The sequence below is a fragment of the Acidicapsa borealis genome (assembly GCF_059115245.1).
Genome location: NZ_JCACNY010000001.1, coordinates 1,801,292 through 1,827,812 on the forward strand (window position 1 = coordinate 1,801,292; position 26,521 = coordinate 1,827,812).

The window sequence follows — 26,521 nt, forward strand, 5'->3', positions numbered from 1 at the left end:
GACGCCTACTTTCATGCGTTATCGCGACATTTTCGGCGAGAAAATTGTTCTTGAGGCACACCGCAATCTTTGGCTCGCGAGTCTGCAAAGAAGCCGCTCCACGAATTCACATACCGCCTGTCCCATGATCTTTTGCTGCGGTTCTGACTGCAAATCGGTCGCCTTCACGGACCGATCAGCGAGCTGAGGACGTCTACGTTCTGCCCTTGCAATCCGAACTGCCTGCCGCGTGACCTCCCGATCCGACCAGGCTCCGGTTCGATCCCATGTGGGTGGGCCAAAAGATCACCTTCTCTCTTATCGTGGAGCGCTAAGCTACGCCAACATCTGGGTCTACGCAATAGCCTGTTTTTCAGAACTTCAGGGACGGCAGCCGCGATCGTGGCATCCTGGGATTGCTTGCCACCACTGGATACGAGGATGATCTTGCCGCCTTCCACTTTCGTGATGAGCTCCCCCTTCCAGCCAAACTCCCCGGTCATGCGTGCCTTGCTGGAGGTTCCGCTGTATTCGATGTCATTCGCTGCCTCCGTTACTTTCGCATAGGTAATCCGAGCAGACTATTGCCAGTTTCTTCATTAGAAGACTGAGTGAAGTGGCCCACCACCGAAACTTTTGATAGCCAACTCTAGCTCTTCACAACCTCTACGTACAAAGCGCTCTGGTCGACGCTGGCAATGCCTATCCAGATAATTCAATCGTTTATGTCAAGAAGGGTCGGGTAAATGGACCGGCGAGCGAGAGGGCACGGTCGAGTCAACTGGCAGCAAAGGGAAGTTCTAATTGCGATCCATTGATATTCGTGCGCTCAAAAGATGCAAGCAGGCGAAACTTAGGCATCGAGTTTCACTGACTTGTACTCGAGAAACCGTGATGCAACGGAGCCTTGGTCAGTAGACGGATCAACGTTCCAACTCGCCAGGGATGATGCTGTCCTGCAAGGTGAACTGCGCGCCGACGCTGCCGACAAGCAAAGCTTTGCGATCAAGACCTATACGTTGCCGTAGGTGGTAGACGGCTTCGATTCCGGTGCAGTGCGCTCCCAGGATGTTCTCGACTCGGAAGGATTTTAATTTGTCGGCGGTCCAGTCCAACTGAGAGTCTGTCTGACGGAAGAGATGAAGTCCGCCTACGACACCGAAAACGGCTTGGCCTTCAAACTTGCTCGCTGTCTGAGTGAGGATATTGACGATCCCGGCGTGGCCGCATCCGGTGATTACGACTAGGCCGCGAGAGGTGTTGAGTATGAGCGATAGGTCTTCAGGAATCGTATCTTCAGCGAGGCCTGTGGGCGTCAGGACTTTGCCGAGAGAGCTCCAGTTCTTTTCTGGATACTTGCGGTCGATCGGCCCGCTCAGCCACGCTCCGGGGAAGATCTGCTCCCATGCGGGTACTTCAATGAACTTGCCACCGGTGGCTTCATAGGCGGACCGGGTGGCGATCATGGTGTTTTCTTCGCCATTCTTCGAGGGGCGGCTCCAGAAGATACCCGGCCCTACGTAGACACGAGATAGAGCTTCGGGGTTACGCTTGCTTAGGGCTTGCCGTAAGGTCAGCAGTCCGCTGGTGTGGTCGTCATGGTTGTGGGTGAGAATCACGTCTCTTACCTTGGAGAGGTCGACGCCTAGCGTTTGAGCGTTTCTCAGGACGGTTTCCGGAGCGGCACCGGTATCGACAAGAACCTGGTGACCGTTGGCCTGCACCAGCGCTGAAAATCCCCATTCGCCGATGCCGCCGGGTGTGCTTACAAGCATTGTGGACAGGATCGTAATCTTGAGGTCACTGATCTTCTCGTTAGCCGCATTTGGCTGGGCCACGCACGAGGTTGAGAGAACTCCCATCGCGACAACAAGGCATAATGCGAATCGCGCAAGGCGGAGGCGAACCACAGATAGGCGAAAATGAGGGCGTGTTCGTTTCATCTCAATCACTGTCTCAGGCAGGAAGCGTGTGGGGCAAGCATGAAAGTCCACGACGGTCGGAAGGTTTGAGTTAAGCTACGTTTGCTGCTTGAATCCGCCCAAGACTGGAACCCTGAGCCATGTTGGGTCAGAATCGTTTTCGTATTCTTCATTCCACTCTGCTTGCCGCGCTGTTGTGTAATTTTTGCGTTTCAGCGCAACTCGTTGCTGGGCCCTCTCAACAGGGCCTATCGTCTTACCGGCTTCGTTATGCGGGGGCTGGGGAAGCGCGTGTAAGCCTGCAGATTACGCCTGAGACGCCTCTTCCTGCTCCCGTCAACCTTGTGATCCCGAGATCGTATCCAGGAGGATATTCCTTTGTTCGCTATGACGACTTCGTCGAGGAGGTCCATGCGTTCTCGCCTGAGGGAAATTCCATCGATTGCAAGAAGGATCTGGATGGGCCGCGATGGGCGATTGGAGCAAGAGGTCAAAGCGTGGGACGGATCGAATATCAAGTCAATATTGCAAAGATGGAGGACCAGGTCCGGAATTCAGTGGAGTCGTCGAAGGTCCGTGATGGCTATTTAATGATCCTGGGATATTCGGTGTTTGGCTACATTGAAGGCCTGGAGAAGAACGTTAGCACTCTGGAAGTCATGGGTCCGGCGGACTGGCCCGTACTGAGCACGCTTGATCCAAAGACCAGTATCCAAAAGGGAAGGGCGAAGGCAAACGCGGCCAACTTTGACATGCTCGCAGACTCTCAGGTTGCGATGGGGCCAAGCCTGAAGTTTCGCAGTCTAGCCGGCAAGATTGATCTGATTGTTGCTTCGTATGCTGAGGTCGATGAAGATCTCGATGCAGAAAGCAAGATGGCGCGCGAAGCGCTTGATCGGGTTCAGGAGTATTTCGGCGATACTCCCTTTCGCACGTATACGGCGTTACTGGAGTTTTTGAAGCCTCGAGAAGGCCACAGCTATGGGTTCAGTCAGGAGCACGATAACAGCGGGACGTTTAGCTTTTCCGTCGAAAGCGCTACGAATGCGCGCTCGCCCGAATCACACCGCAACTCCGCGACCTTTAACTATGCCCATCACATGGCACATTGCTGGGTCCCTAAGCGAGTATGGGGCGTCGGCTACAAACCCTACAACTGGGAGCTGACCCCGATCATCGAGACGATCTGGTTCAATGAGGGGTTCGGACGCTATGCCGCGACGCAGGCTTTAGCTTTGGGCATGTCGGAGCAGGAAGCGAAGGCCTTGCGAGAGCGTTCGATGAACAGGAGTCAGGGGATTCTTGACTCCGCGCCAGACTTCATCAAACGAATGCCGTTGCCGCTTTTGTCCGAGGAGGCCTCATTTCTTTACGCCAGTGATTTTCGAACAGGGATGAATGTGTTCGGTCGTGGATTTCTGATAGCTGCGGAGATGGACGAGCGTATTCAATCGCAAACCAAAGGCCAGAAGAGCATGCGTGACGCTTATCGAGCGCTGCTTGCATGGAGTGTCAAAAATCAGCGCGCGTTGCAGGTGGGTGACTTGACGCGACTGGTCCGTGAATCCACGGGCGTTGATGTCGATGCCGTCATGGCCCGGTGGATGAGGCCGTTGTCTCCTTAGATAGGTGATGACCGATTCCCTCCACAGCCGCGCGAGACGGTCACGATAATACGCTTGAGATCGACGTGGTACCGCAGATGTCTCCCATGCTTATATTCCAATCGCTCGGGGAAAACGTGCGAGCTCCTCTGGGGTCGAACCGTTTGGAACGGAGCAGCCTGGAGCGGCGATGTAGTTGGCTCCGGCCTGGGATCTGGCTTCTGTCCACTGCTTCCGCATGTCCGCTACCGATAATTTCTCGTAGTCGATCTCATCGACGCCTCCAGCGATCGTCTGAGAATAGTGCTTGCGGAGCTCGGAGATTGGAATTCCGCTGGTCTTGATGGAATGTTGAATGACGGGTGCGTTGAAGTCTTTGAATTGATCGAGGTATGGCCTCTCAAGATAGTGCAGGTGCAGAACTGTTAACTTCGTATCGGCAAGCGCATGGAAGACGCGTTTGTCGTAGGGCCGGGTATACCGCTCATAATCCTCGACAGTTCCGAATTTGCTTTCGGCATTGAAAATGCTCACGAGCGCGCCTGACGCACCGATGTCCTTGGCATGCCGAATGTGGTTAACAGTTGACTGGGTGATGGCCTCCAACGCGTTATGCCACGCGTCGGGATTTTGTTGCTGAAAATCATGAAGGCTCCTGATCTGTTGGTCCCGAACCTCTTCTGATTTCCCCAGGCTTGCAAATTGCGGCTGCGATTGAAACAGGATCATGGCGGTCATATAAGGACCGTAGATCGTGTCGATAAAGTATGCGCCGCCGTTCAGTCCATCGCGAACCCGCTTGAGCGTTTCCAACTGATCAGGGTACGGCGAATCCAGCAGCTTGAGTTCGTGCCATTTGCCGGTAGTCGATTGGGGATAGTCGAAATCATTCATGACTTTTACGATGTCGGTGTTATAGGTGCGATGGAACTCGAGATGGTCCTGGGGCTCAAGCTGCGCCGTTGGTCTCTTGTAGTGGTGATAAAAGGTGAAGGGCGGACGATCGAGGTCTTGTCCACGCAAAGCCCGGTCAACCCGCTCCTTGTGGCTCAGAGTTGATGAACCCGCTTTCGTGCCAAAGACCGGCCGCGTAAGCGCGACGCCTGCAGTGGCGGTGGCGCCAGACAGAAAAGTACGTCGATTCATGGTTAAGACCTCCGGAAGACTTGCAACGAAGTCATTATGTTTCCATGCCCTATTGGCTGGCTGGCAGATCGATGGAGAAGGTATTAACAGCTGCCCTCCAGGATTTCAGCAATCCGTTCGCATGTGTAGCGCCGATTATCACCAGAGCGATGGAAGGTCGCCGATGCTTCCAAGTTTCAAAGGAACCTCGCTCACGAATGCCTCACCGTGATGGACCCCAATCAGCGAGCCGAAGAACCGGTCACGAGATTCCAATCCGAATAGATAGTCGTTCATTCCAACCGGCAATACTCCAAATCCCTCAGCCGTTTTTGAAAATTGCGAGGAGTGTATCCGAAGCAACTCAAGTTTGCGTTGGTAAATCTCAGAAATGTCGACGACCATGCCAGGTTGCGTGAAGTGATGCAGCAGGTAGTAAAGGTAAGCCGAAGGCTTATGCGGAGGATTTGGGTCACTCGACGTCTTCAGAGTGCAATAGATGGCGGCATTCCGGATGAGGTTTCCAGTCGCTGCATGATCAGGATGCCGGTCAGTCCAGTACGGTGCCAATATCAGCTTTGGACGCCATTTTCGGATTGCACTCGCAATCAGCCTGCGGTTTTCCACGGAGTTAATGATCCCGCAATCAGGCAGACCAAGGTTTTCCCTAAAACGGGCGCCCATCCACATTGCAGCGCCCTCCGCCTCTTTGTTGCGTTCTTCAAGCGTCCCGCGAGATCCCATCTCACCGCGGGTGAGATCCACAATCCCGAAGGAAGTGCCATTCCTCTGTAAATTGAGAAGCGTCCCTCCTGCACCCCATTCGACATCGTCGGGATGCGCACCGAAGAGCAGAATGTCTACCTGGCTGTCATCGCCGCGGAATGGGATTCTTGAGGCCTCGCTCTGTTGGTCGTTTGTCATCTCATCTCGATATTACATTTCTGCTAGATCAGTCCAATGGCACGGCCGGCAACCCCAACGCCAAGCCATAGCAGGAGGGAAACGATAGCGATAACTCGCTGGACAAGGTTTGCGGCTCCGATACCCGCGCGAAGTGCCGCCCTGCGATGGACTGTGAAGTAAAAGAGGGTCGCCGTGGCGAGCAGCGCCATCTTCCAGCGGAAGGCCGGACTGTAGTAACACTTCATTGCCTCTTCCGAGAGCAGGCCGATGCCGGAAGAGATCATGACAATGAGACTAATGATCAGGATACGGCCAAGGTCGCGACTGATTGCAGCGGCCGATTCTCCTCTCAAGGTTAGGCCGAGGAGTTTCAGGTCGAGGAAGAGCACGGAGCCGCCCAAGGCCGCAAGAGCAAGGAGATGGACCATCTCGACCAGAGCAAAAGCCCACTGGCTGGTGTGCATGTAATGGCCAAGCGGCGAATGGGCAAGCGCCTCGAACCAGTGCTGTGGTGAGAGCGAGATGATCTCCTCCTAAGGGCTAGAAATATGCGATGGCGCGACCGGCAGCGATGACGCCACTCCATAACAGAAGTGATGCACATGCGGCCACACGCGCGCGCCAAGGGGATCGATGATCGTGTTCCCACTCGGTTACTCGTCGGTAGATGGTTGTGTGGAAGATGAGTGGGTTGAGACCAACCAACAAGAGCAAGACAAGCTTTACCCGGAAGGCTGGGTTCAGATAGTTTTTGGCGGCCTCGGCCCAGAAGAGGAGGAAGCCGCTACCGAGCATGACGACAAATCCTGCCCATGTAAGCGGAAGCACGGCTCGGGCAAGGCGCGCCACCGAGATTTCGCGCAGGATGATTCCGAGCATGCGGAGGTCGAGGATGGAGATGGTCCCCACCAGCAGCGTGATGAACAAGACATGCACAGACTCGATCACCGAGAACGCATTGTCGGATTCGCGGATCGCGGTGCCGATTTGCGAATCGTAGAGGAGTTGACAAAGATGCTGGAGAAGAGGCTGTTCCATAAGAGATTTGACTTGCGCGAAGGTTTGGCCGAAACAGCCGGTTTCTCCTAGTTTTTCTTGGGTGGAGCGCCGGGAAGATTGCCCTGGTCGGTGCCGTTATCGCCGGGACCTCCGTCGCCGGGGCTTCCCCCATAGACAGAACGGCCATCTGGGAAGGTTACGCGGCGAGCATCGATAAGATTTGAGCCGTCCTTCGCGCGGTATCCATCAACGACGATGGTGTCTCCGAGCTTGAGATCGCCTTTCTTCCAGCCTCGGCGGCTTAGCGCGCCGGGGCCCGCACCCTCGCAACCCCAGTTCGTGACTTTGCCATTGGCATCGACGATATCCACGTAGAAGTACGAGTGTGGGTTGGTCCACTCTACGCGGGTGATCTTGCCCACCAGGCGGGTCGGCTTATTGCCGTCGAACTCGGCGGCGAAGGAATGATGCGCGTGCGCGGGTATCGACGAGAAAGTCGCGGCCAAAGCTAGCGATAGAACGAAAATCTTGACTTTCATACCAAGTCCTTTTCCTTGAGATTTCGAGATGAGACAGGTCGCTCTGCTGGCGCCAGCCTTTGAGCACAAAAAAGAAACCCACTCTCTCTGGAGTGGGCTCTCGATCCTAAACACCTTGATTGCTTATGCAAGTGGGGTTTTGCTTTGTGCAGAACCCAGATGCTCAACAATCGCGTGCGCGGCCAAGCTACCCATTCCAAGGGAGAGACTTGGGCAACAACAGCGCGTGGGCGAAGGGCAGAGCATAATCGAACTCTAGTCAACATGCCAAATGCTGTCAAGCAATCTGCTTGGCGGCTACTTGACGGCGCAGGGAGGATCGTTTAGCTTCCTGATATGCCCAGCATTTTCAAGCCGTGCTGTTTGCGTTGTTGTTGCTCCTATCGCTGAGCAATTGCGCGAACGCCGCCTGAACACGCTTGATGGCCAGCCTTGATGGCCAATCCAGTTACACTCATCCAAATCTTCAGCAAATAAAACAGCTCTTTGGGAGTTGACTGCGCTCTGCACGCGCAGCAAAACCCCTTGATTCTCGACGCAATTGGAAGGAGCTCACCTTGAGCTTGCATGCATTTTCAAGAGCGGCTGGACTGACAGCTGCGCTGACCCTGATTACTACATTTGGTGTGAACGCACAGTCGAAGAAACCCGCTTCGGCTGACGAGACTGGCCGCGCAAATTCTCCATTTTCACGCAACGAAGCCGATCTGCCAAAGGGTCCTGCGCCGCGGCTCGGTCCCCATCCGGATCTCTCCGGATATTGGGTGCCGTCGCATGCGCCCGCGGACAAGCCGGTGGGGAATCTGGGCAAAGACTATCCAAGCTACAAGCTGCCGTTTACGCCGGAGGGGGAGAAGGCTCACACCTACAACGTGGAGCACACGGTAGACCCTGAGGCACTGTGCATCGTTGGCGGGTTGCCACGGCACAATGCCAGTGGCCTTCCGTTCCAACTGTTGCAAGGGCAGGATCATGCAGTCTTTCTTTACTGGTATACGACCTATCGGCTGGTGCCTTTCGACGGACGCAAGCATTCGGATGATCCCGATCCATCCTTCTTCGGAGAAGAACTTGGATCCTGGGACGGAGACACATTTGTCGTAGACTCTATCGGCTTCAAGCAGGAACGAACATGGGCGGATGAGAACGCCGATCCTCACAGCGATGCGCAAACTGTTGTCGAGCGCTGGACACGGCCGGATATTGGACATCTACATGTGGAGATGACTGTCGATGACCCAAAGTTCTATAAGGAGCCCATTCACTATCAGCGCACGTGGTTGCTGGGCAAGCCTGGCGATGAGGTACGGGAGTACTCGTGCTCAGAGGACAATGTTGATGCGCCACATCTTGGCCCCGGCCCGGGACTGATCGGCGCAGACGGGCAGCGCGGCTATGACAAACTGGCGCCGCTGCCGCCCCCTCCGACGAAGGATCATCCTGCGGTGACATCTATTCCGAACTAGGACAGCGAGATGCGGGTGACAGCGGTATTCGCTCGCAGCTGAATAACTCGCAACACGAGATGATGCGACCAGGTTGAGAGAGGCTTTATGAAACATATTTCTGCTCAGACTACGCAACACGCTTCCGCCATTGCAGCTATTCTGCTGGCCGTGGGCAGCGGTCTCTCGCTGCAGGCCCAGGTGAAACAAAAGCTCGCGCCGCCTGGCGGTGTCGACGAGGTGTGCTCCATTGCATTCGATAGGGATGCATTGCGTCCCGCGCGTGTTGAGAACAGTGCTCTTACTTGTCTGACGGAAGCAGCAAAACGTCTTAGTGCGAGTCCCGATCGCAAGCTGGTGCTGGTAGGTGTTAAGGACCCGGCGAAGGATCATGAGCCCAGTGATAACGGCGCCGGTCGCGAGGAAGAGGATGCGACAGGCTTTGATGTGCGCCTGGAGGATCTCTCAGCGTATCGGGCCGTGAATACGAAGTGGTACCTTGTGCGCTATCTCGGCGCTGATCCGAAGCGCATTTTGCCTACGACGGATGAGAGTTACTTCGCACAGTCGGTGACCTTCTATCTTGTGCCTGGCTCTGCTGATTTCAACCACAACTTTCTTGGAACAACCAAGACAAATGAGAAGCCATGTACGGTTACGCCGTGCTATTCGCCGGACGAAGAAACGCTGGCAGCGCAGCACCGGCCTCGTATCGTCGAGGGTGCCGTGGACGGATCGCCCGCGGAGATTGCAGCAGAGAATAGAGAACTCGCTGCTTTGCAGCGTCGCCACACCCCGGTGGGCATGGACGGCGCGGATGGCAAGGTAGCTCTAGCTCCCTTGCCGCCGCGCCCGACTCCAGAGCAACCTGCCACAGCATCGATTATTCCGTAGCATTGTTGGGCTGGTCGTCGCGAAGCCCGACGCAAGGACTTCGGAATCTCCGGAATAGTTACGCTAAGCTCGTGTGAATTTATGCCGTTTCGTCCACTTGTGCTTTTCGTGCGCCCGGCACCTCGCCGGGTGAGCGATCCGGTCTTCAACACCAGGATTGAGACAAAGAATGTATATAAGACTGCTGTTCAGGATCCAACTTGCCCTCGTTAGTGTGGCAATTTCCGTAAGCGCTGCCGCAGCAAAGCCGCCAGGTAAGACGCTTCTCATCGTTGCGCATCCAGACGATGAGTATTACTTTGCTGCAACGGTTTATCGAATGGCTGTGCAGTTGGGCGGGAGTGTGGACGAACTCATCATTACCAACGGAGAGGGAGGTTATCACTATTCGGCGCTGGCGGAACCCTATTATAAGAAGGCACTCACAACAGAAGCCATAGGGCGTAGAGAACTACCTGTGATCCGCAAGAAGGAGGCGATCGCGGCGGGCAAGGTGCTTGGGATACGGAGGCATTTTTTCCTTGGACAAAAGGATGAGCGTTTCACGACCGATGAGGAAGAGGGTCCGAAGCACAGCTGGGATACTGCCTTCGTAAACAGCAAGATTGAGGCGTTGTTGAAGAGACGACATTACCAATATGTATTTACGTTGCTTCCACGCACGACGATGCACGGACATCATCAAGCAGCAACCACGTTGGCAGTCGACGCAGTTCGAACACTGCGAGTAGAGATTCGACCGGTTGTTCTCGGATTCGATACGGATCCCAAACCGTACGCTTCTTCAGTTCGAGAGGGTGACAGCATGCGGTGGGCTGAGACTTATGCTTATGCCTTCGACAGGACAACACCTTTCGGCTATCAAAATTCTCTGTCGTATCAAATCGTTGTGAACTGGATGATCGCGGAACATAAGTCGCAGGGCCTGTTGCAGACCATGGTCAACAAGGATCCGAAAGAATACATGTGGGTAGATGTTGATAGTGCTCAGGACGCCCTGGCTGCCGCAAACCGATTATTTCAAACGCTTTCCACGGACGGTTATCTTGATTCCAAGCCACAGTGACGACCGAGAGGCCAGGAAGGCTCGGCTTTCATCTCAGGCTGTCGTAGCGGAACTGCGCGCATCCTCAATTAAACAGGTGCTCAATAGGGTTGTGATCGGTTTGTACATGCAGCGACGAAGCTATGAGGATGCAGTTCGGGATCTCCAGACGCGATTCATTCTCAGCGTCTTGCTCAAGCACACAGGTCATCTGGGCAAAACGGCAGACGAGCTCGGAATGCACCGCAATACGCTTACGAGGACAATCCGCGAACTTCGAATTGATTGGAAGCGTCTTCGAAGGGCTATACGTTCTCCCTCTCGCTGAAAGATTGTCTTACACCTTCACGACCGATCTCCCGGGCATCTCCAAAGCTTGCATCCATTACAGAATCGCAGCATTGCAAGGACCAGGTTTGCCTGGTTAATGCCAGCGATTCAATTGGTATCATTAGGCCATGAGGAACCTGCCCAGCCTTTGGCGGAACCCTCGATTCCTTCAAGTTATGATCTCAACGACGTGCGGTTTTACGGGTCTGAATTGATTGCCTAAGCAATCGCGGCGTCTTGATTCGTTGACGTGTCTCTTTGGGCTATGCTAGCGTCAACGCATGGCGTTTCCATTGCGACATTGTTGTCGACCCGACCAGCATCTTGCTGGGTGAGCGACGACGTTTTCAAATTGTCCTGAAACGCCCTATCAAAACTCATCCAAAGTTATCTTTCAACCTACATTGGTTGCGAGCTATGAGCTGCCAAATTCGGCGCATGCTCACTCTGGCAGCGATGAAAATTCTGGAGAGTTCTCATGCGTCTTTTCACTTTCGCCAAACAAGTCCTAAGAGGCTTATCGGTAATTGCGGTACTCGCTTGCTTCCAGCCGCATGCTTACGGGTATCAAGCAGCGAACTCTGTCTCGACGACGCCGGTTCACACGGAAACGGAGGAGTGGGTCTACCGCGTACGGTATGGATTCCACGACGAGTGGTTTCAGATATTCCGCAAATATCAGATTGCAATTCTTGAGCGACAGAAGCAGTTGGGCTATGTGCTGGACTACACGGTCTGGGCTCCCGGGCTGCATACCAGCGAGGAATCGCGCTGGGACTATCGCATCGTGATCACGCGGGCATCTCATGATGCTCCTCCCGGTCAGTCTGAGGACGAGGTTGCGAAGCAACTCTTCCCGGATCAAGCAGCATTCCATCACGACGAAAACAGACGGTGGGAGCTCACGACCAATCATTGGGATCTACCCATTCACCAGGTCAACCTGAACAAGGCCGAATAGTCGGAGGAGAGAAGCAATGAGCCAAATTCTGAATGAGGTTCTCAAGGCGAATGAGCGGTATGTGTCGGAGTTTGGAGACAAAGGCAGCCTGGCTTTGCCGCCCGCTCGTCATTTCGCAGTGCTAACGTGCATGGATGCTCGTCTTGATCCAGCGAAGTATGCAGGCCTTGCCGAGGGAGACGCACATGTGATCCGCAACGCTGGTGGTCGGGCGAGTGATGACGCTATTCGTTCGTTGGTTATCAGCTATAAGCTGCTGGGGACCCAGGAGTTCTTCGTCATTCATCATACGGATTGCGGGATGTTGTTTTTCACGAACGAGGTAATTCGTGGTCTGCTGGCAAGTAGCCTTGAGACTGCTGAATTAGGAGCAAATGGCTTTCGCGATATCGGAACTGGGCCAGGATCGCGAGCTGGTGAATTCATTGAGTGGCTGACTATACCGAATGCGGAACAGTCGGTTGTTGATGATGTCTCGCGTATTCGCAACCATCCGCTGGTTCCTGGCAGAATTCCCGTGTATGGATACATCTATGACGTCAAATCCGGACGGCTGACTGAGGTGCCAGCGGCGACCGCAGCAGGTAAAGCGCGCTGAGCGCGAGCCGAGAACCATCTTGGGAAAGAGGCGAGAATGCTGCGTCCTAACTGTTTGATGATCATCTAAGTGACATGCAGTATTCAAGGAGCACACATGCTTAGCGCCGAGGAGATTGGTACGGTAAAGATTGTTCGCTTCCACAAGAACGGTCCCGCTGAAGTCCTGCAGTTTGATGAACTGCCGCTGCCCGAGCCTAATCCAGGCGAGGTTCGCCTGCGTGTTAAAGCTTTAGGTCTGAACCGCGCAGAGGTCATGTTTCGCAACGGACAGTATCTAGAGACGCCTGTCCATCCTGCAAAGAATGGCTATGAAGCCGCCGGCATTATCGAAGCTGTAGGCTCGGGCGTTGATGCCGAGTGGGTCGGGAAGACGGTCAGCACAGTGCCTGGCACATTTAAGCTCAACGATCACGGAGTTTATGGCGAGGTTGCGGTTGTTCCAGTCCATGCGATCGCGGAATACCCAACTACTCTCTCGTATGAGCAAGGGGCATCCATCTGGATGCAGTACCTCACTGCCTACGGTGCGCTTATCTGGCTTGGTCGGGTGGTGAAAGGGGACTTTGTCATAATCACCGCGGCGAGCAGCAGTGTGGGCATCGCTGCTATCGAGACGGTCAAGATCGAGGGTGCTACCAGCATTGCCGTTACCCGCACAGCAGGCAAGAAAGCCGAGCTACTGAAACTTGGCGCGGACCATGTGATTGTTACTGACGAGGAAGACCTGGTGGCTCGTGTCCTTGAGATTACTTCCGGCAAGGGTGCGCGCGTTGTCTTCGACCCAATTGGTGGAAAGATACTGGAATCGTTGGCCGCCGCAACCGCGCCTAAGGGCACCATCTTCGAGTACGGGGCCCTGGCAACTGAGCCTACTCTGTATCCGCTGTTTACTGCGCTTGCTAAATCTCTCACCGTTCGGGCTTACACGCTCTTTGAGGTGGCAACCGATCCGGTCTTTCCGACGGCGAAGCAATACATATTCGACCATCTTGCTTCGGGTGCTTTCAAGCCGCTTATCGATAAGGTGTTTCGTTTCGACCAAATCGTGGAAGCGCATCGCTACATGGAGTCGAACGCTCAGGTTGGAAAGATTGTCGTCGTCTTATGATCGCGCCGCGAGATTCATTTGAGGCTGAAGCGATGAATTGACAGATGGACTCACCCACGGTGGTACGCCTGATACGGGAGTCGCTTAGACGCCAGGCGAAGTCTTAACCAAACTCAACTGTGTTAGGCTGATTCTGTGAACGTTTCTCTCGCCATGAACGGCCAGGTTTGTTGTTGTGCATTGATGTGTCATGCATACAGCACTCTGGCGCGGAGAAACGGTTGATTTAAGGCGACTTAAAAACCGGCATCTCTATTAAACCCACCGCCAGAGTTTTCTCTGGCAGGTGGGTTTTTCGTTTTGGTTACAAAAACGGGCAGGTCGACAGTCGCTGGCAAGGAAATAGCAGAGGAGAAACCATGGCAATTCCCGAGATTCGCGTCGAAGAATTGAAGCGGCGGCTGGATGCAGGTGAGAATCTTTTCCTTCTTGATGTTCGCGATGAATCTGAGTACGAAATCTCGAATATTGGCGGGCGGTTGATTCCGCTTCCTGAATTATCCCGGCGGGTCAACGAACTTGATGCTAGTCAAACCATTGTGGCGCTTTGCAAAATGGGTTCGCGCAGTCTGAAAGCAGCCCAACTTCTGCATAATGCGGGGTTTGAGAAGGTGTGGAATCTTGCTGGGGGAATTCATGCGTGGTCGGATCGGGTTGACCGTAGCGTGCCGAAGTATTGACACTTTGACTTGATCGCTAGGAGAGGCTGATCGCAGAGGAATCGTTGCGAGATTTCCACGGTTACGAATTGCGGAGTCTATGTTAGCGCAACTACACTGTAGCGACTGAATCGAAGGAGATTCCCTGTGCCAGAAGAAGTCGTACGAACCTCATTGCGCGAAGAGGCAGCATTTCAGCTCGCGAATGTTACAAAGACTGCACCCCAGTTTGGAGCGATTACACCTCGCTGGCTGGTTCGGTTACTGGATTGGAAGCCTCTTGAAGCCGGGACGTTCCGGGTGAACAAGGTGGATGAAAGCAAGTCGATTGATTCGATCTGCTCTCATGAGGATGAGTCACCCATCGTTTCTACCTTTGTCGAGTATCTCGACAAGCCACGCGAGTACCGGCTTGCCAGCATCAATGCTGTGCTGAACGTACATACCCGGGTATCGGACCTGCTCAGCAATCCTTATGACCAGGTGCGCGAACAACTGCGGCTGGTGGTTGAGAGCGTCAAGGAAAAGCAGGAGAGCGAACTTATCAACAATGCCGATTATGGCTTGCTGCATAATGTCGCCGACGGGCAAAAGCTGAAGACGCGCAAGGGACCTCCGACGCCGGATGATCTGGATGAGTTGCTGACCAAGGTCTGGAAAGAGCCTTCGTTGTTCCTGGCGCATCCTCGTACGATTGCGGCCTTTGGGAGGGAGTGCACGCGCCGCGGGGTACCGCCTCCGACGGTGACGCTGTTTGGTACGCCCTTTCTTACTTGGCGCGGCATTCCGCTGGTTCCGAGCGACAAGATTGCTATTCGCAGCAAGGACCAGACTTCGAAGATTCTGCTTGTGCGTGTAGGCGAGAAGAAGCAGGGAGTGGTGGGACTCTTCCAGCCTGGGTTGCCGGGGGAACAAAGCCCTGGCTTATCGGTCCGGTTTATGGGTATCGATGCGCGCTCTTTGGCCTCGTACCTAGTGTCACTGTACTGCTCCGCAGCTGTACTGACCGAAGACGCGACCGCGCTGCTTGAGGATGTTCACGTGGGTCACTACCATGAGTACGTCTGAGGGAATGCCGTTCAGGCCGGATGCGCATTCTGGCGCAGGTGACTTAAATCCAGGCCTGGGATCAGGTTTGGCGTCGGGCCCGGCATCAGGCCTTGCACTGGGCCTGGGCTCGGGTGTGCTTAGCCCTGCGGAACTGGCGCGGATGGCGAACGCGATGTTCCAGTCGTTGCCAGATGAGGCGCAACAGCCTGCGATTGCCGGGGGCAAAGCGGTTATGCCGCCTAATTCCGCGTTTACGGGCAATCCTTACACTGCGGTTCCAGGGCCTACGGCACCTCCGGCGCCTGGCCTGCTGTCCGAGGTGAACGAGGCAAAGCCGCAGACTTATGTGTCGGTTCCGGATCGAAGCATTGCTCCGGATGTGCGCGGACCGGCACCAACGGTGCCTCCGCCCTCGGCGCCGTCTGCGTCCAGTACAATCCCGGGCGGGATCCCCGTAGCTCCGACGTATGCTCCGGCATTTGCCTTCCTTGAGGATGCGCGCCCGCTGGAGACTCCGGTAACAGCAGCGCCGCAGATTGCCTCAGAACCGCCTCATAGCACCTCTTACGCTTCTCCTGTGGCCGGCGGCGGCCAGGTTTCGGTTGGCGACGAGAGGGGATTCGCAGCGATTCCTGCGTCTCTGCTTGCGGAGGCTCGTCCGGCAGCTAGTTCAGCGCCATTTGCGGGAGCGTCGCAGCCTCCGACGCCCGCTATTCCTGGAGGCCTCAGCGCGCTGGATGCATCGCCGGTTCCGGTGTATTCTTTTATCGAAGACGCGCGGCCGATCTTTTCTGCTTCTCCGGAGCTTCCAGGTCCTGTTCCCGCGGATGCCTCAACCCGAACTGACTCATCGGCGAGTCCATTTGTCGATCCGTTGGATCGCAATGCTCCGCAGCTTCCGGGTGCGGTCGCGCATCCGCCAAATGGGCGTGGAGCGGGTTCGCCTAATCCGTCTGGTGTTTACGATCAGCCTAGTGGGACACGCCCGCTTGAGCCGGCGTCCTTCGTTCCTGTGCTGGCGCCCTCGGAAGCTCAGGCGGATCCTGGTTATGCCCTGGGGCTCTCATCGATCTCGTTTGATGTTGAAGCGATCCGGCGCGATTTCCCAATTTTGCAGGAGCGTGTCAATGGCCGCCCGTTGATCTGGTTTGATAACGGAGCGACGACGCAGAAGCCACAGTCGGTGATCGATCGAATCAGCTATTTCTACGAGCATGAGAATTCGAACGTCCATCGCGCCGCGCATGAATTAGCGGCACGCGCGACGGATGCCTACGAGTCGGCACGGGAGAAGACAAGGCGCTTTCTCAATGCCAGTTCCACACGCGAGATTATCTTTGTTCGGGGAGCTACTGAAGCGATCAACCTTGTCGCACAAAGTTGGGGACGCCGCAACATTCAGAAGGACGATGAGATTGTTCTTACGTGGATGGAGCATCACGCCAACATCGTACCGTGGCAAATGTTGTGTGCTGAGAAGGGCGCTCGACTGAGGATTGCCCCGGTCGATGATTCAGGGCAGATCCTTCTCGATGAGTATGAGAACCTGTTGAACCCGAAGACGCGGCTGGTGTCGATTACGCAGGTTTCGAATGCTCTTGGGACGATCGTTCCGGTCAAGGAGATGACGGAGGCCGCACATCGCCATGGCGCCTGTGTGCTGGTGGATGGAGCGCAGGCTGTTTCCCATATGCGCGTAGATGTGCAGTCGATCGGCTGCGACTTCTATGTATTCTCTGGGCACAAGGTGTTTGCGCCGACGGGCATTGGTGTGGTGTTTGGTAAGTCTGAGGTGTTGGAGAATATGCCTCCGTGGCAAGGCGGCGGCAACATGATCCAGGATGTGACGTTTGAGAAGACGCTCTATCAAGGGCCGCCGCAGCGATTTGAAGCCGGCACGGGCAACATAGCCGATGCTGTAGGGTTGGGCGCAGCCATCGATTATCTGGATCGCGTGGGCATTGCCGACGTTGCGCGGCATGAGCATGCGTTGCTTGATTATGCGACGGAGGCTTTGCTGCGTATCCCGGGTTTGCACATCGTAGGCACAGCGAAAGAGAAGGCCAGTGTGCTTTCCTTCACAATGAATGGTTTCCGCACGGAAGAGATTGGCGACTATCTCAACCGCAAGGGTATTGCGGTTCGCGGCGGCCATCACTGCGCGCAGCCGATTCTGCGGCGCTTTGGTTTGGAAAGTACGCTCCGCGCTACGTTCGCTCTTTACAACACATTTGAAGAAGTGGATTCGCTTGTTGCAGCGCTGTGGGATTTGCGGCAGGGACGTACTCCCGGTCTGCTTTGATTGAGCTTGATTAACCGCCTATATTCTTTTTTGGGCCGGTGTGAATGTCAGCGAAGCTGGCCTAAATTCTAATTGACAACACTTTGAATCGGTAGTAGCTTCCGATTATGCAATTTACTCCCAGAACGTATTGTTGTTCCTCTGGCATCTCCGCTGGGGTACGGGAAAATTGTATTCAACTAACCAATATGTGATTGCGTTGATACATAAGGTTGTTGATATACCCGCCCAGTGACTCGCCCGGAGCGGGTTTTTTATTTGAGCGCACCTCAAGGCTCGTCGCCTATGGGCGCATTTCAGGGTATCTCCCGCACACGAAAGCAGTCTTCTGGTCACTCCCGATTTCGCTCTGAGGAGTCCACCTCTTCGTGGACTGTTCGCGATCCCAGGCTATGACACAGTTGCTCTTGATGAGCATTCTCCATGCGGATCGATCAGGGGCAGAAGCTCACCTTATGTATTCGAAAGGACGTTATCCAATGAAAATCAATTCACAGAGTGTAAGTCTGGCCTTCATGCTTGCCGCTCTCGGCGCATCCGCGGCTGTCGCCCAATCGAGTAACTCAAAGCTTGCTATAGACGGGCGTTGGGATGCAAGTCTCGTCAACAACGGACCGGCAGTTCCATTCCGGCTGGATATCACGGGGTCAGGCCCGACGCTCAAAGGCACGTTCTACGATGGGTTCAAGCCGTACGAGGGAACGACGAGTGCCTCCTATCAGGATGGTGTACTTACGCTAAAGGCTGAGCACTATCTGACCACGATCAGCGCAACGCTAGAGGACGATCGCCTTACCGGTGACGTGAAGCTACAAGGGCCGAACTTTCATATAAAGTACGGTTTTGAAGCGAAACGCCATGTTGAGACAGCGGCTAAGACTGAGGATGTGCCATCTATTTCTGGCGTATGGGAGCTTCCGCTCGAATCTACAAGCGCGAAAGGTGAGAAGTCCTTCCATCTAATCGTGAAGCAAAATGGTGCCGAAGCGGAGGCTTCTATCCTGCGTATCGACGGGGACACGGGAGCGTACAGCGGCACTTACGAAGATGGCAAGTGGGTACTTAGCCACTTCGACGGTTCGCGACCTGGTGTGATTGAAATTACTGCGAAGAAAGATGGCACGCTTGAAGTTGTTCAACACAATGAGGCGTTGAAAAAGGCGATTGAAGGAGACAGCCCGGATACCAAGACAGCAAATGCCGGGCAATATGGCGGAGCATCGGCGAAAACAGTGACTCAGGTCAGCACTGGAGACAAGCTTGTGGCCTATCGACCGGAGGCGGCGCGTGCCAAGGGGCTGCCAGAGCCGGACGGTTTCGATACGCATACGACGGTTCGCGATGCGAACGAGAAATTTGCCTTCAATTTTCCCGATGCCAATGGAAAGCTGGTATCTAACGAAGATCCCCGCTTCAAAGGTAAAGTGGTCCTCGCGATTGTGACTGGAACCTGGTGCCCGAACTGCCATGATGAAGCTCGCTTTCTCGTGCAACTTGACAAGAAGTATCGGGACAAAGGGTTGGCTATTGTGGCTCTTGATTTTGAAGAGCCAGAAGAACAGAGCACTCTGACTCGGGAACGCGCTTTCATCAAGGAGTACGGCGTCGACTACACCTATTTGATTGCAGGTGCACCGTCGGAGATGTGGGAAAAGGTTCCGCAAGCGGTCAATCTGAATACATGGCCGGCGACCATCTTTGTGGGAAGAGATGGGCTTGTGAAGGGAATCCACTCAGGCTTTGCGTCACAGGCGAGCGGTGAGTTCAACGATCAGTTGAAGGCTGAATTCACAGCTAAGATCGAAAAGCTTCTTGCGGATGGCGCTTCAACTCAAACGGCATCGAACTAGGAACCGTCGAAGCCTCAATAAGGATCATTACGGGTTTGTACAGGAGAGATGCTCGCTGAAGTTTGGCGAGCATCTCTTGTTCTTATCGAAATGTTGCAATGCATGGAATGAAAGTACAGGGACAGACTACGTGACGCATATACCGTTTTACTTCGTTGATGTTTTTGCCGAAGCGCCGTTATCAGGGAATCCACTGGCCGTTGTGCCCCATGCGGAGACGCTCGGCCATGCAACGCTGCTCAAGATTGCGGCGGAGCTCAACCAGGCGGAGACGACATTCATCTTACCTGCCAGTGACAGGTCTGCGCACTTTCGTCTGCGTTCTTTCACTGCAGCAGGCCACGAGGTCTTTGGTGCAGGTCACAACTCACTTGGTGCATGGTGGTGGCTGGCGCAGTCGGGTGCGCTTGAGATTAAGGATGGAGTCAACCTATTTAGACAGGAGATAGGAAATAGCCTCCTTCCGGTCGAGGTTCGTTACAGTGGCGGACAATTGGTTTCCGTAGTATTGACTCAGTCGCCGCCAGAATTCGGCGAGATCTGTGACGATCACGAAGGCTTGGCAGCGGCTTTGGGACTTGAGCTTTCAGACCTGTCTATTTCCTTGCCGGCACAAGTGGTATCTACCGGCGCGGGGCACCTACTCGTGCCGGTGAAAGACCGCGCGGCGACTGCCTGCGCCAATCCTGACTCGCAACGTTTGGCGAAAATCCTAAAGACGGTAGACGGCGAAGGATGCTATGTGTATTCCCTGGACACGGTTCTACCTTCTGCGACTGCTCATGCACGATTTTTCAACCCGACTGTGGGTTTGGCTGAGGATTCGGCTACGGGTACGGCGGCGGGTCCATTGGCATGTCAGTTGGTACGGCACAGGGTAGTTGCAGATGGCTCGACCATAAGGATTGAACAGGGGCATGCCATGAAGCGGCCAAGTATTTTGCAGGTCGAGGTAGATGGCCGATCGGTGAAACTAGGTGGACGCGGGATTACGGTCATCGAGGGTCGATTGCGAATCCGATAAGGTGCGTGAGCTATCTTTAAGAGGGAATACAAAGGCCCGATCAGTTTGCGATCGGGCCTTTCATATTTTAGCTTTTTTTCACAACAGCCGGATCAAGCTACCTGATTTGCGGATTGAAAGCGGGCGGTGATGATGAGGCCTGCGAAGATGCTGCTTCCGGTGTTTTGAGGTACTTATCGTACCAAGCTATGTACCGTTCATATCGATCCCGGATAAAGCTCTCCCGCGTGAATCCGTGATTTTGCCCGGGATAGACGACCAGTTCTGTTGGTACTTCCAAAGTGGTCAAAGCCTGATAGAGTTGCTCTCCGCCAAGGACAGGAACATTCGAATCGTTCTGCCCACCCAGGAAGAGGGTTGGTGTGTGAATCTTGTCTGCCTGGAAGAATGGATATGAGAACTTTATCCAAAGTTCCGGATTTTTCCATGGAGGTCCGAATTCGTTATCGTAAAGGAAAGTGTACTGGTCATGGCCATAGAGCGAGATATGGTTTGCACTGCCCGCTCCGCTGATAGCGGCCTTGAAGCGCGTGTCGCTCGCAATAGTGTAGTCGGTAAGGACGCCACCGTAGCTCCAACCCCCGATTCCAAGATGCTGTGCATCGGCAAGGCCTTGCGCTACGAGATAGTCTGCGCCTGCCAAAATATCTTCGACGTCTTTATGCCCCCAATTCTGATAGATGGCTTGGCTGTATTTCGCGCCTCTGCCGGAGCTTCCTCGGTAGTTGACGGCCAGGACAAGATACCCGTGCGCTGCAAAGAACTGACGTTCAAACTGGAACGAATGGACATCCTGAGCTGTTGGTCCACCGTGGATGCGAATCAGGGCGGGGTACTTCTGGCCAGAGTTGAAGCCGGCTGGTTTCACCAGCAAGCCGTGTACCTCGGTTCCGTCTTTGCTCTTGAAATGAACCTCTTCCGTTGAACCAAGTTTCCACTCAGCGACCAGAGCGTCATTAGCCTTGGTGAGAGCTCGGAACGACTTGCCACCCTCCCATGCGAATAGTTCAGCGGGGTGGTCGTCGTCGGATTTGGAGACTACAGTATGCCCAGCTTTAGTGGACCAGTTGGAGATGACGACTGGGCGAGTGAGGAGTTTCTCAACTGCGCCCCCGTTTACGGGGACCTGTGCCGGGTAAGAGGAGAGGTCGTCCGCTACCAGGAATAGAAGGGTCTTTCCATCGTCGGAAAAAATTGGATTGGATACTCCGCGGTCCAGGGACTCAGTCAATACGCGTCGCTCGCCGCCATCGACTGGAATGATGGCCAGCCTCGAAAGGCTATGGAAGCTATATTGCGTCGGGCTCCCAATCGTGTAGGCGATCTGCTTATCGTCAGGACTCCAGGCAATTCGTCCTGCACCGACAGACTCCGCATTCGTGATAGCGCGAATCGTCGCTCCAGGCTTGGCGTCTGCAATGTATAGCTGCGCGTTGCGTGTACGATCGGGATCCTTATCACGGTTGCTGACGAAGGCAATTCTGTTGCCATCGTGCGACCAGGTTGGATCTTCTTCGTCCACATCCGTACGTGTCGTCAATGGCTCTGCTTTACCCGTTGCTAGATCATAGAAGTAAATACGGGAATGATCGTCGTCTGCGATATATCCCTGCCCATCGCGCTTGAAGGCATAACGATCGACAACGATCGGCTTTGGTTCTTCATGAGCAGTCTCTGCTTCCGTGCCGGTGCGAGCGCCTCTTCCTCGACCCGCCGCGTCGTCCTCGTGTAATTTCTCATGAAACACCAATGCAATATGCTTCGAGTCAGGCGACCAGGCGTAGCTGCGAATGGTTCCCTTCAATGCGGTAGACTGGAGAGCCTCGCCTCCGCGACGGTCCAGCACCCAGATCTGCGGTCCTTTCGCTGCGCCAGCGCGTGACGAGACAAACGAGATGTACTTGCCGTCAGGACTCCAGCGCGGTTGTCCCGCACCATCATGCCCGGAGGTGAGTTGAATTGTCTGCGTTCCATCCCAGTTGACTTCCCATAATTGGGTCTCGCGTTTTTCCGCATCCTTGGCAATCGTTGAAACTGTGTAAAGCACCCATTGTCCGTCTGGAGAGATCTCCGGCTCTGAAACTTCCTTCAGCCGTTCGAGATCATCGAGCTGGATAGGGCGCTGTTGAGCCGCAACCGAAAGTGCGGCGAGAAAGAGAGGTAAAACAAATATAGCCCTGCGCATTGCAATCGCTCCTGTGTGCTAGGCCGCGCACATTGCAGTGCGCGGCGTGATATGAAATTGAACTGTCCATCGTTGCGAATTAGAAAATGACTTTTGCTGCAAACTGCCATTGCCGTGCAGTGCTGGCTGTGCTGCTGATCTGGCCGAAGGCTGGAGAGTTGGCATCGGATGTAGGATTGCTAAAGCTGGGATGGTTGAGAGCATTGAATGCTTCAGCACGGATCTGTGTGTGTACGCGCTCCGTGATGCGGATATTGCGGAAGAGACCGGCATCTGTATTTTCAAGGCCAGGCCCGTAGACATTGTTGCGACGCGTGTTGCCATAGGAGTAGGCGCCTGTGCCATCAGGATTGACATTGGTAAACGCTGCGGTGTTGAACCATTCAGTGCGTTTGTGAGGCGCACCGCGCGTTGGATCGCCAATCTGGAAAGGCCGGTTTGCCCCGCCTGTGTTCGAAATATCTTTGCTCGTTGTGATGTTGAATGGATTGCCTGTCTGCAGGGTAAGGATTGCAGTAAGCTCCCAGCCGCCTACGATCCCTCGGACTACGGGATTCGCATTCGACAGGAATTTGCGCCCCTTACCGAAGGGCAGCTCATCAATGAACGTAGCGATGTAACGCAGTCGAGCATCGAAGCTCGATGGTCCCCATTCTGCATGGAGATCGAGTGGATTCTGCGGACTGGTTCCAGAAGACGCAGTCGTTCCCTGATCTAGAGACTTGGCGTAGTTGAGACTGGTAAGGAACGAGAAGCCGTTTGCATAACGGCGCTCTGCACGTAAGGTGAGGGCATTGTAGCTCGACGTTCCCACATCGTTCAGATACGTAACCGTGCTCCAAACGGGGTATGGCCGGCGGGCCTGGATTGCACCTGCGCCCGGAGTCGGCTGGTTGATGTTATATCGCAGTGGGAGGTGGCTTCCGTTGCTGCCGAGATAGCTTACTTCCACCAGAAGATTTTTGATCACTTCTTTCTGTACTCCGAGGCTCCACTGCTGACGATATGGGGTCGGCAGATCCTCGTTGATTCCGTAGGGCGATACGCTTCCTCCCGACGTGCCAGCTGGGAAAGGATCGCTCCATGTAGCAGGGGCACTGCCAACCTGGTTGGTGTAGCTCTTGATCAGGATGTACGGCGGTCCGAGGCCATAGTTTTGATATTCGCCGTTCCCGACGACCAGTTGGTCGTAGTAGATTCCGTAGCCACCACGAATGACGGCAGTGTCATTGAACAGTCTGTAGTCAAAGCCGACTCTGGGAGCGAAGTTGGTGTGAGGTTGTTTGTAGATTGTGTCTCCCAGGTGAGCCGAGCCCACCACAGAGAGATTGCCGGTCTTTGTGTCGACGGTGTAGCGGTGGCCCTGCCCGTCAAGCAGTGTTCCGTCCGTTGTGTCGAAGGTTCCAAGTTTGTTGTCGACTTCTTTTTGCGGCGTGAATAATTCATAGCGAATGCCAAGATTCAGTGTCAGGTTATGAGTGACCTTCCACTGATCCTGGCCGTAGAAGCTGGCGGCATTTGTATAGGGATGTTGGTTTGGATCACCCAGTGCGTACTGTGTCGTACGCAGTCCGCCGATCAGGAAGTCGGCAAATCCATTTCCGGTGAACTGGCCATTAAAGGTGAAAGCACCTGTGTTGTCGGTGACAAAGAATGAATGTTTGTAGAAGTGTTCTATGTCAAAGCCTGTCTTGACGGTATGCTTGCCGTGATTCCAGGTCAACGAATCCACATAGTTGAAGGTGTTATCCCAGCGTGACTGAGGCAGATTGGAAGCAGTTCCAAAGGTTGCGTATCCGGTGGTGGTTACGTATGGAACTCCGCCTGTAGCTGGTGTTGTTGGTGCGAGACCGTTCGTTCCACCCTGCGGGATTCCCACCTGGCTGATCACATCCCCAAGCGAGTTCGCCTGCGAGATGTTAAGTGCCACCCAACGGTTGTAGCCGATGCGGGCTTCATTGATAAGGTTCGGTGTAAACGCATGATCTTCCGCAATCGAAATTACTTGATCGCGTGCAGGAGCAGTGGAACCGAATAACGGCAGAGTACCTGCAGAGACCGTGAAGCTGTTGTAGAACTGGTAGGTCGAGAAAAAAGTGTCTTTAGGCGTGAGGACGTGATCCACACGTATCGAGAATTGGTCGTACTTCTGCGAACTTACGCTATTGAAGGTGTAGTTGTTGGTGAGGCCGGTTCCAGTGTTTGCATGGGGGACGTATTGTAAGAGTGCGTTGCTCGTGAAAGTGATGAGGTTCGCTGGGACTTCGGTCGTAGGAGTGCCGTTGATCGTGATCGGATTTGGGTTGGAAGCCGTAGCCAACTGCGAGAAGTCTCCATTGCGCTCCTGGTCGGTTGGTACTGTTGATAGGCTCACAGCGTCCTTTGTTTGCCGTAGCCCCTCGTAAGTACCAAAGAAGAATGTGTGATTTCGTCTCACCGGTCCACCGGCGGACGCTCCAAACTGGTTTTGCGAGAAGGGTGGGAGGCCAGTAGTGCTGAAAAAATTGCGTGCGTCAGTAACGTTGTCGCGAACGTAGTCGTACGCTGAGCCGTGGAAGTCGTTATTTCCAGACTTGCTGGTCATGATGACCTGCCCGCCCGATTGCCGGCCGTATTCTGCCGCGTATTGTCCGGTGAGAATGCGAAACTCTTGAATGCCGTCCTCAGAGGGCTTTACAGTTGGCGAGCCCGTAGTGCGGTCATTGTTTTGAACGCCGTCGAGAAGATAGTTGTTATTAACGCTGGGATTGCCTGCGACGCTGTATGTGGTCGAACCGAGTGCTCCGTAAACATTTGGAGCCAGCAATGCCAGGGAGAATGCATTGCGTCCATTTTGCGGCAATTCCTGTACTTTCTTTTCGTCGATCACTTCACTGGCGCCAATATCCTCCGTTTGAAGCAAAGATGAGTTGGCGCTGACCACCACTTCCTGCGTGCTCTCGCCCACGCTCAGGCTGAAGTTGAGACGTGCTTCCTGCGCAGTCTGAAGGGTGAACCCATTTCTGACCGAGGTCTTGAACCCTGATGCGGTAACGGTGATGGAGTAGGTCTGAGGAGAGAGTTGTGCTGCCACATACTCACCCTTTTCGTCTGTAAGAATCGTGCGGCTTACTCCTTTTTCTGAATTGGTAATGAGTACGGTCGCTCTGGTAATCACTGCTCCGGATGAGTCAGTAACAACTCCTCGAAGCGTTGCGTTAATGTCTTGTCCGACCGCGGCTGCGGAGAGCAGCAGAGCAGCCAGCAGTAAGCTGAAGAACTTCATGGAAAATCCCTCCTGAAAGCAAAACGAGATGTAGAAATGATTTGTGAAAACGCGTCGGCGAGACATGCGACTGCGCGTGCCCGTCGAGCACAAGTGCGCGACGGGCAGCAACAGTCACAGCGATGACAGTGAGTGCTGATGGTCCGTTCCTAGGCGGATGAGCACAGCGTTGCTTGATTGCAATTTGCGCAATCAAGTAACGCCACGGCTTGTGGGCACAAAATTGACCGGTTGTCAGGAGGGAATAGAACTGCTCAGCCTGTTAGGCTTGCAGGTCACACTCTGAACACATCGCGGAAGAACTTCCGCGCCGCACGAAGCCAAGCACCCTAAGCGAAGATGTGGCAACAACAGGTAGTGTTCAGAATGCGCATCATGAAAGTGAATATAACCACGAGCTTGATGTAAGTCAAGCATCGACAAAGTAAAAGATTCCAAAAATCCGTACAGATGTGTTGAACGCAGGTTGCACAAAACCAGCGTTTGGAATATGTTGAGTGAAACGCGATGTCGATGAAAACTCCAACGCGGCTTCACACTTGTTGTCCCTTCCTGAGATAGCAGCACACCCCTATTCAATCTGAGCGGTGTACCTACGTCGATCGAGAACCAATTGCTCTTGATTGTCACGACGGTCGGTATCTTGGCGCACCTGCTGTTTCATTCGTCCCCTGTAAGCGCGCCTTGTTGATTGCCAGCGCAAATTCGTGCCCTGCGATGTTCCTGTGA

At 54.4% G+C, this 26,521-nt stretch carries 21 protein-coding genes; 13 read left to right on the forward strand and 8 right to left on the reverse strand.

Going from position 1 to position 26,521, the window contains the following annotated elements; translation table 11 throughout:
• Window positions 1-902 precede the first annotated feature (902 nt).
• Window positions 903-1,817, reverse strand: coding sequence for an MBL fold metallo-hydrolase (locus AC5S27_RS07390; protein WP_493933917.1), 915 nt, complete (start codon window positions 1,815-1,817; stop codon window positions 903-905).
• Between the two features lie 224 nt (window positions 1,818-2,041).
• On the opposite strand from AC5S27_RS07390, the gene AC5S27_RS07395 reads away from it, so the two are divergent.
• Entirely contained in the window at window positions 2,042-3,526 is a 1,485-nt protein-coding gene (locus AC5S27_RS07395) for a M61 family metallopeptidase (RefSeq protein ID WP_493933918.1), read from the forward strand.
• Window positions 3,527-3,616: 90 nt separating this feature from the next.
• On the opposite strand, the gene AC5S27_RS07400 is transcribed toward AC5S27_RS07395, so the two are convergent.
• The 5 genes from AC5S27_RS07400 to AC5S27_RS07420 form a co-directional block, all read right to left on the reverse strand.
• A complete protein-coding gene (locus AC5S27_RS07400; RefSeq protein WP_493933919.1) occupies window positions 3,617-4,651 on the reverse strand; it encodes a uroporphyrinogen decarboxylase family protein in 1,035 nt (344 codons plus the stop codon).
• A gap of 138 nt (window positions 4,652-4,789) precedes the next feature.
• Entirely contained in the window at window positions 4,790-5,554 is a 765-nt protein-coding gene (gene bshB1 / locus AC5S27_RS07405) for a bacillithiol biosynthesis deacetylase BshB1 (RefSeq protein ID WP_493933920.1), read from the reverse strand.
• A 23-nt stretch (window positions 5,555-5,577) separates the two neighbouring features.
• Window positions 5,578-6,063: a DUF6644 family protein gene (locus AC5S27_RS07410; RefSeq protein WP_493937283.1), complete on the reverse strand. Its 486-nt coding sequence runs from the start codon at window positions 6,061-6,063 to the stop codon at window positions 5,578-5,580.
• A 13-nt stretch (window positions 6,064-6,076) separates the two neighbouring features.
• Complete coding sequence (locus AC5S27_RS07415) at window positions 6,077-6,574, reverse strand: DUF6644 family protein (protein WP_493933921.1); 498 nt, start codon at window positions 6,572-6,574, stop codon at window positions 6,077-6,079.
• 47 nt (window positions 6,575-6,621) lie between these two features.
• Window positions 6,622-7,074, reverse strand: coding sequence for a DUF6152 family protein (locus tag AC5S27_RS07420; protein WP_493933922.1), 453 nt, complete (start codon window positions 7,072-7,074; stop codon window positions 6,622-6,624).
• Between the two features lie 557 nt (window positions 7,075-7,631).
• On the opposite strand from AC5S27_RS07420, the gene AC5S27_RS07425 reads away from it, so the two are divergent.
• The 12 genes from AC5S27_RS07425 to AC5S27_RS07480 all read left to right on the forward strand — a co-directional run bounded on the left by AC5S27_RS07425 (window position 7,632) and on the right by AC5S27_RS07480 (window position 20,342).
• A complete protein-coding gene (locus tag AC5S27_RS07425; RefSeq protein ID WP_493933923.1) occupies window positions 7,632-8,540 on the forward strand; it encodes a hypothetical protein in 909 nt (302 codons plus the stop codon).
• Window positions 8,541-8,627: 87 nt separating this feature from the next.
• A complete protein-coding gene (locus tag AC5S27_RS07430) occupies window positions 8,628-9,413 on the forward strand; it encodes an OmpA family protein (RefSeq protein WP_493933924.1) in 786 nt (261 codons plus the stop codon).
• 169 nt (window positions 9,414-9,582) lie between these two features.
• A complete protein-coding gene (locus AC5S27_RS07435) occupies window positions 9,583-10,479 on the forward strand; it encodes a PIG-L family deacetylase (protein WP_493933925.1) in 897 nt (298 codons plus the stop codon).
• 106 nt (window positions 10,480-10,585) lie between these two features.
• Window positions 10,586-10,786: a helix-turn-helix domain-containing protein gene (locus tag AC5S27_RS07440; protein ID WP_493933926.1), complete on the forward strand. Its 201-nt coding sequence runs from the start codon at window positions 10,586-10,588 to the stop codon at window positions 10,784-10,786.
• Window positions 10,787-11,266: 480 nt separating this feature from the next.
• On the forward strand, window positions 11,267-11,749 hold the full coding sequence (locus tag AC5S27_RS07445) for a hypothetical protein (RefSeq protein ID WP_493933927.1): 483 nt from the start codon (window positions 11,267-11,269) through the stop codon (window positions 11,747-11,749).
• Between the two features lie 16 nt (window positions 11,750-11,765).
• A complete protein-coding gene (locus AC5S27_RS07450; protein ID WP_493933928.1) occupies window positions 11,766-12,347 on the forward strand; it encodes a beta-class carbonic anhydrase in 582 nt (193 codons plus the stop codon).
• Between the two features lie 96 nt (window positions 12,348-12,443).
• Window positions 12,444-13,457 carry a zinc-dependent alcohol dehydrogenase family protein gene (locus tag AC5S27_RS07455; RefSeq protein ID WP_493933929.1) on the forward strand — a complete coding sequence of 338 codons (1,014 nt, stop codon included), beginning with the start codon at window positions 12,444-12,446 and terminating at the stop codon, window positions 13,455-13,457.
• Between the two features lie 359 nt (window positions 13,458-13,816).
• Window positions 13,817-14,137 carry a rhodanese-like domain-containing protein gene (locus tag AC5S27_RS07460; protein ID WP_493933930.1) on the forward strand — a complete coding sequence of 107 codons (321 nt, stop codon included), beginning with the start codon at window positions 13,817-13,819 and terminating at the stop codon, window positions 14,135-14,137.
• A 126-nt stretch (window positions 14,138-14,263) separates the two neighbouring features.
• The gene (locus AC5S27_RS07465; protein ID WP_493933931.1) at window positions 14,264-15,184 is read left to right on the forward strand and encodes a family 2A encapsulin nanocompartment shell protein; all 921 of its coding nucleotides are present in this window, start codon (window positions 14,264-14,266) and stop codon (window positions 15,182-15,184) included.
• A 67-nt stretch (window positions 15,185-15,251) separates the two neighbouring features.
• Window positions 15,252-17,468, forward strand: coding sequence for a family 2A encapsulin nanocompartment cargo protein cysteine desulfurase (locus AC5S27_RS07470; protein ID WP_493933932.1), 2,217 nt, complete (start codon window positions 15,252-15,254; stop codon window positions 17,466-17,468).
• A 479-nt stretch (window positions 17,469-17,947) separates the two neighbouring features.
• Entirely contained in the window at window positions 17,948-19,318 is a 1,371-nt protein-coding gene (locus AC5S27_RS07475) for a TlpA family protein disulfide reductase (RefSeq protein ID WP_493933933.1), read from the forward strand.
• A 130-nt stretch (window positions 19,319-19,448) separates the two neighbouring features.
• Window positions 19,449-20,342 carry a PhzF family phenazine biosynthesis protein gene (locus AC5S27_RS07480; RefSeq protein WP_493933934.1) on the forward strand — a complete coding sequence of 298 codons (894 nt, stop codon included), beginning with the start codon at window positions 19,449-19,451 and terminating at the stop codon, window positions 20,340-20,342.
• Window positions 20,343-20,439: 97 nt separating this feature from the next.
• Here the strand turns inward: AC5S27_RS07480 and AC5S27_RS07485 are convergent, their stop codons facing one another.
• The gene (locus AC5S27_RS07485) at window positions 20,440-22,527 is read right to left on the reverse strand and encodes a S9 family peptidase (protein ID WP_493933935.1); all 2,088 of its coding nucleotides are present in this window, start codon (window positions 22,525-22,527) and stop codon (window positions 20,440-20,442) included.
• A 79-nt stretch (window positions 22,528-22,606) separates the two neighbouring features.
• Window positions 22,607-25,792 (reverse strand): TonB-dependent receptor, encoded by a 3,186-nt coding sequence (locus tag AC5S27_RS07490; RefSeq protein ID WP_493933936.1) that lies wholly within the window; start codon window positions 25,790-25,792, stop codon window positions 22,607-22,609.
• Window positions 25,793-26,521: the final 729 nt, after the last annotated feature.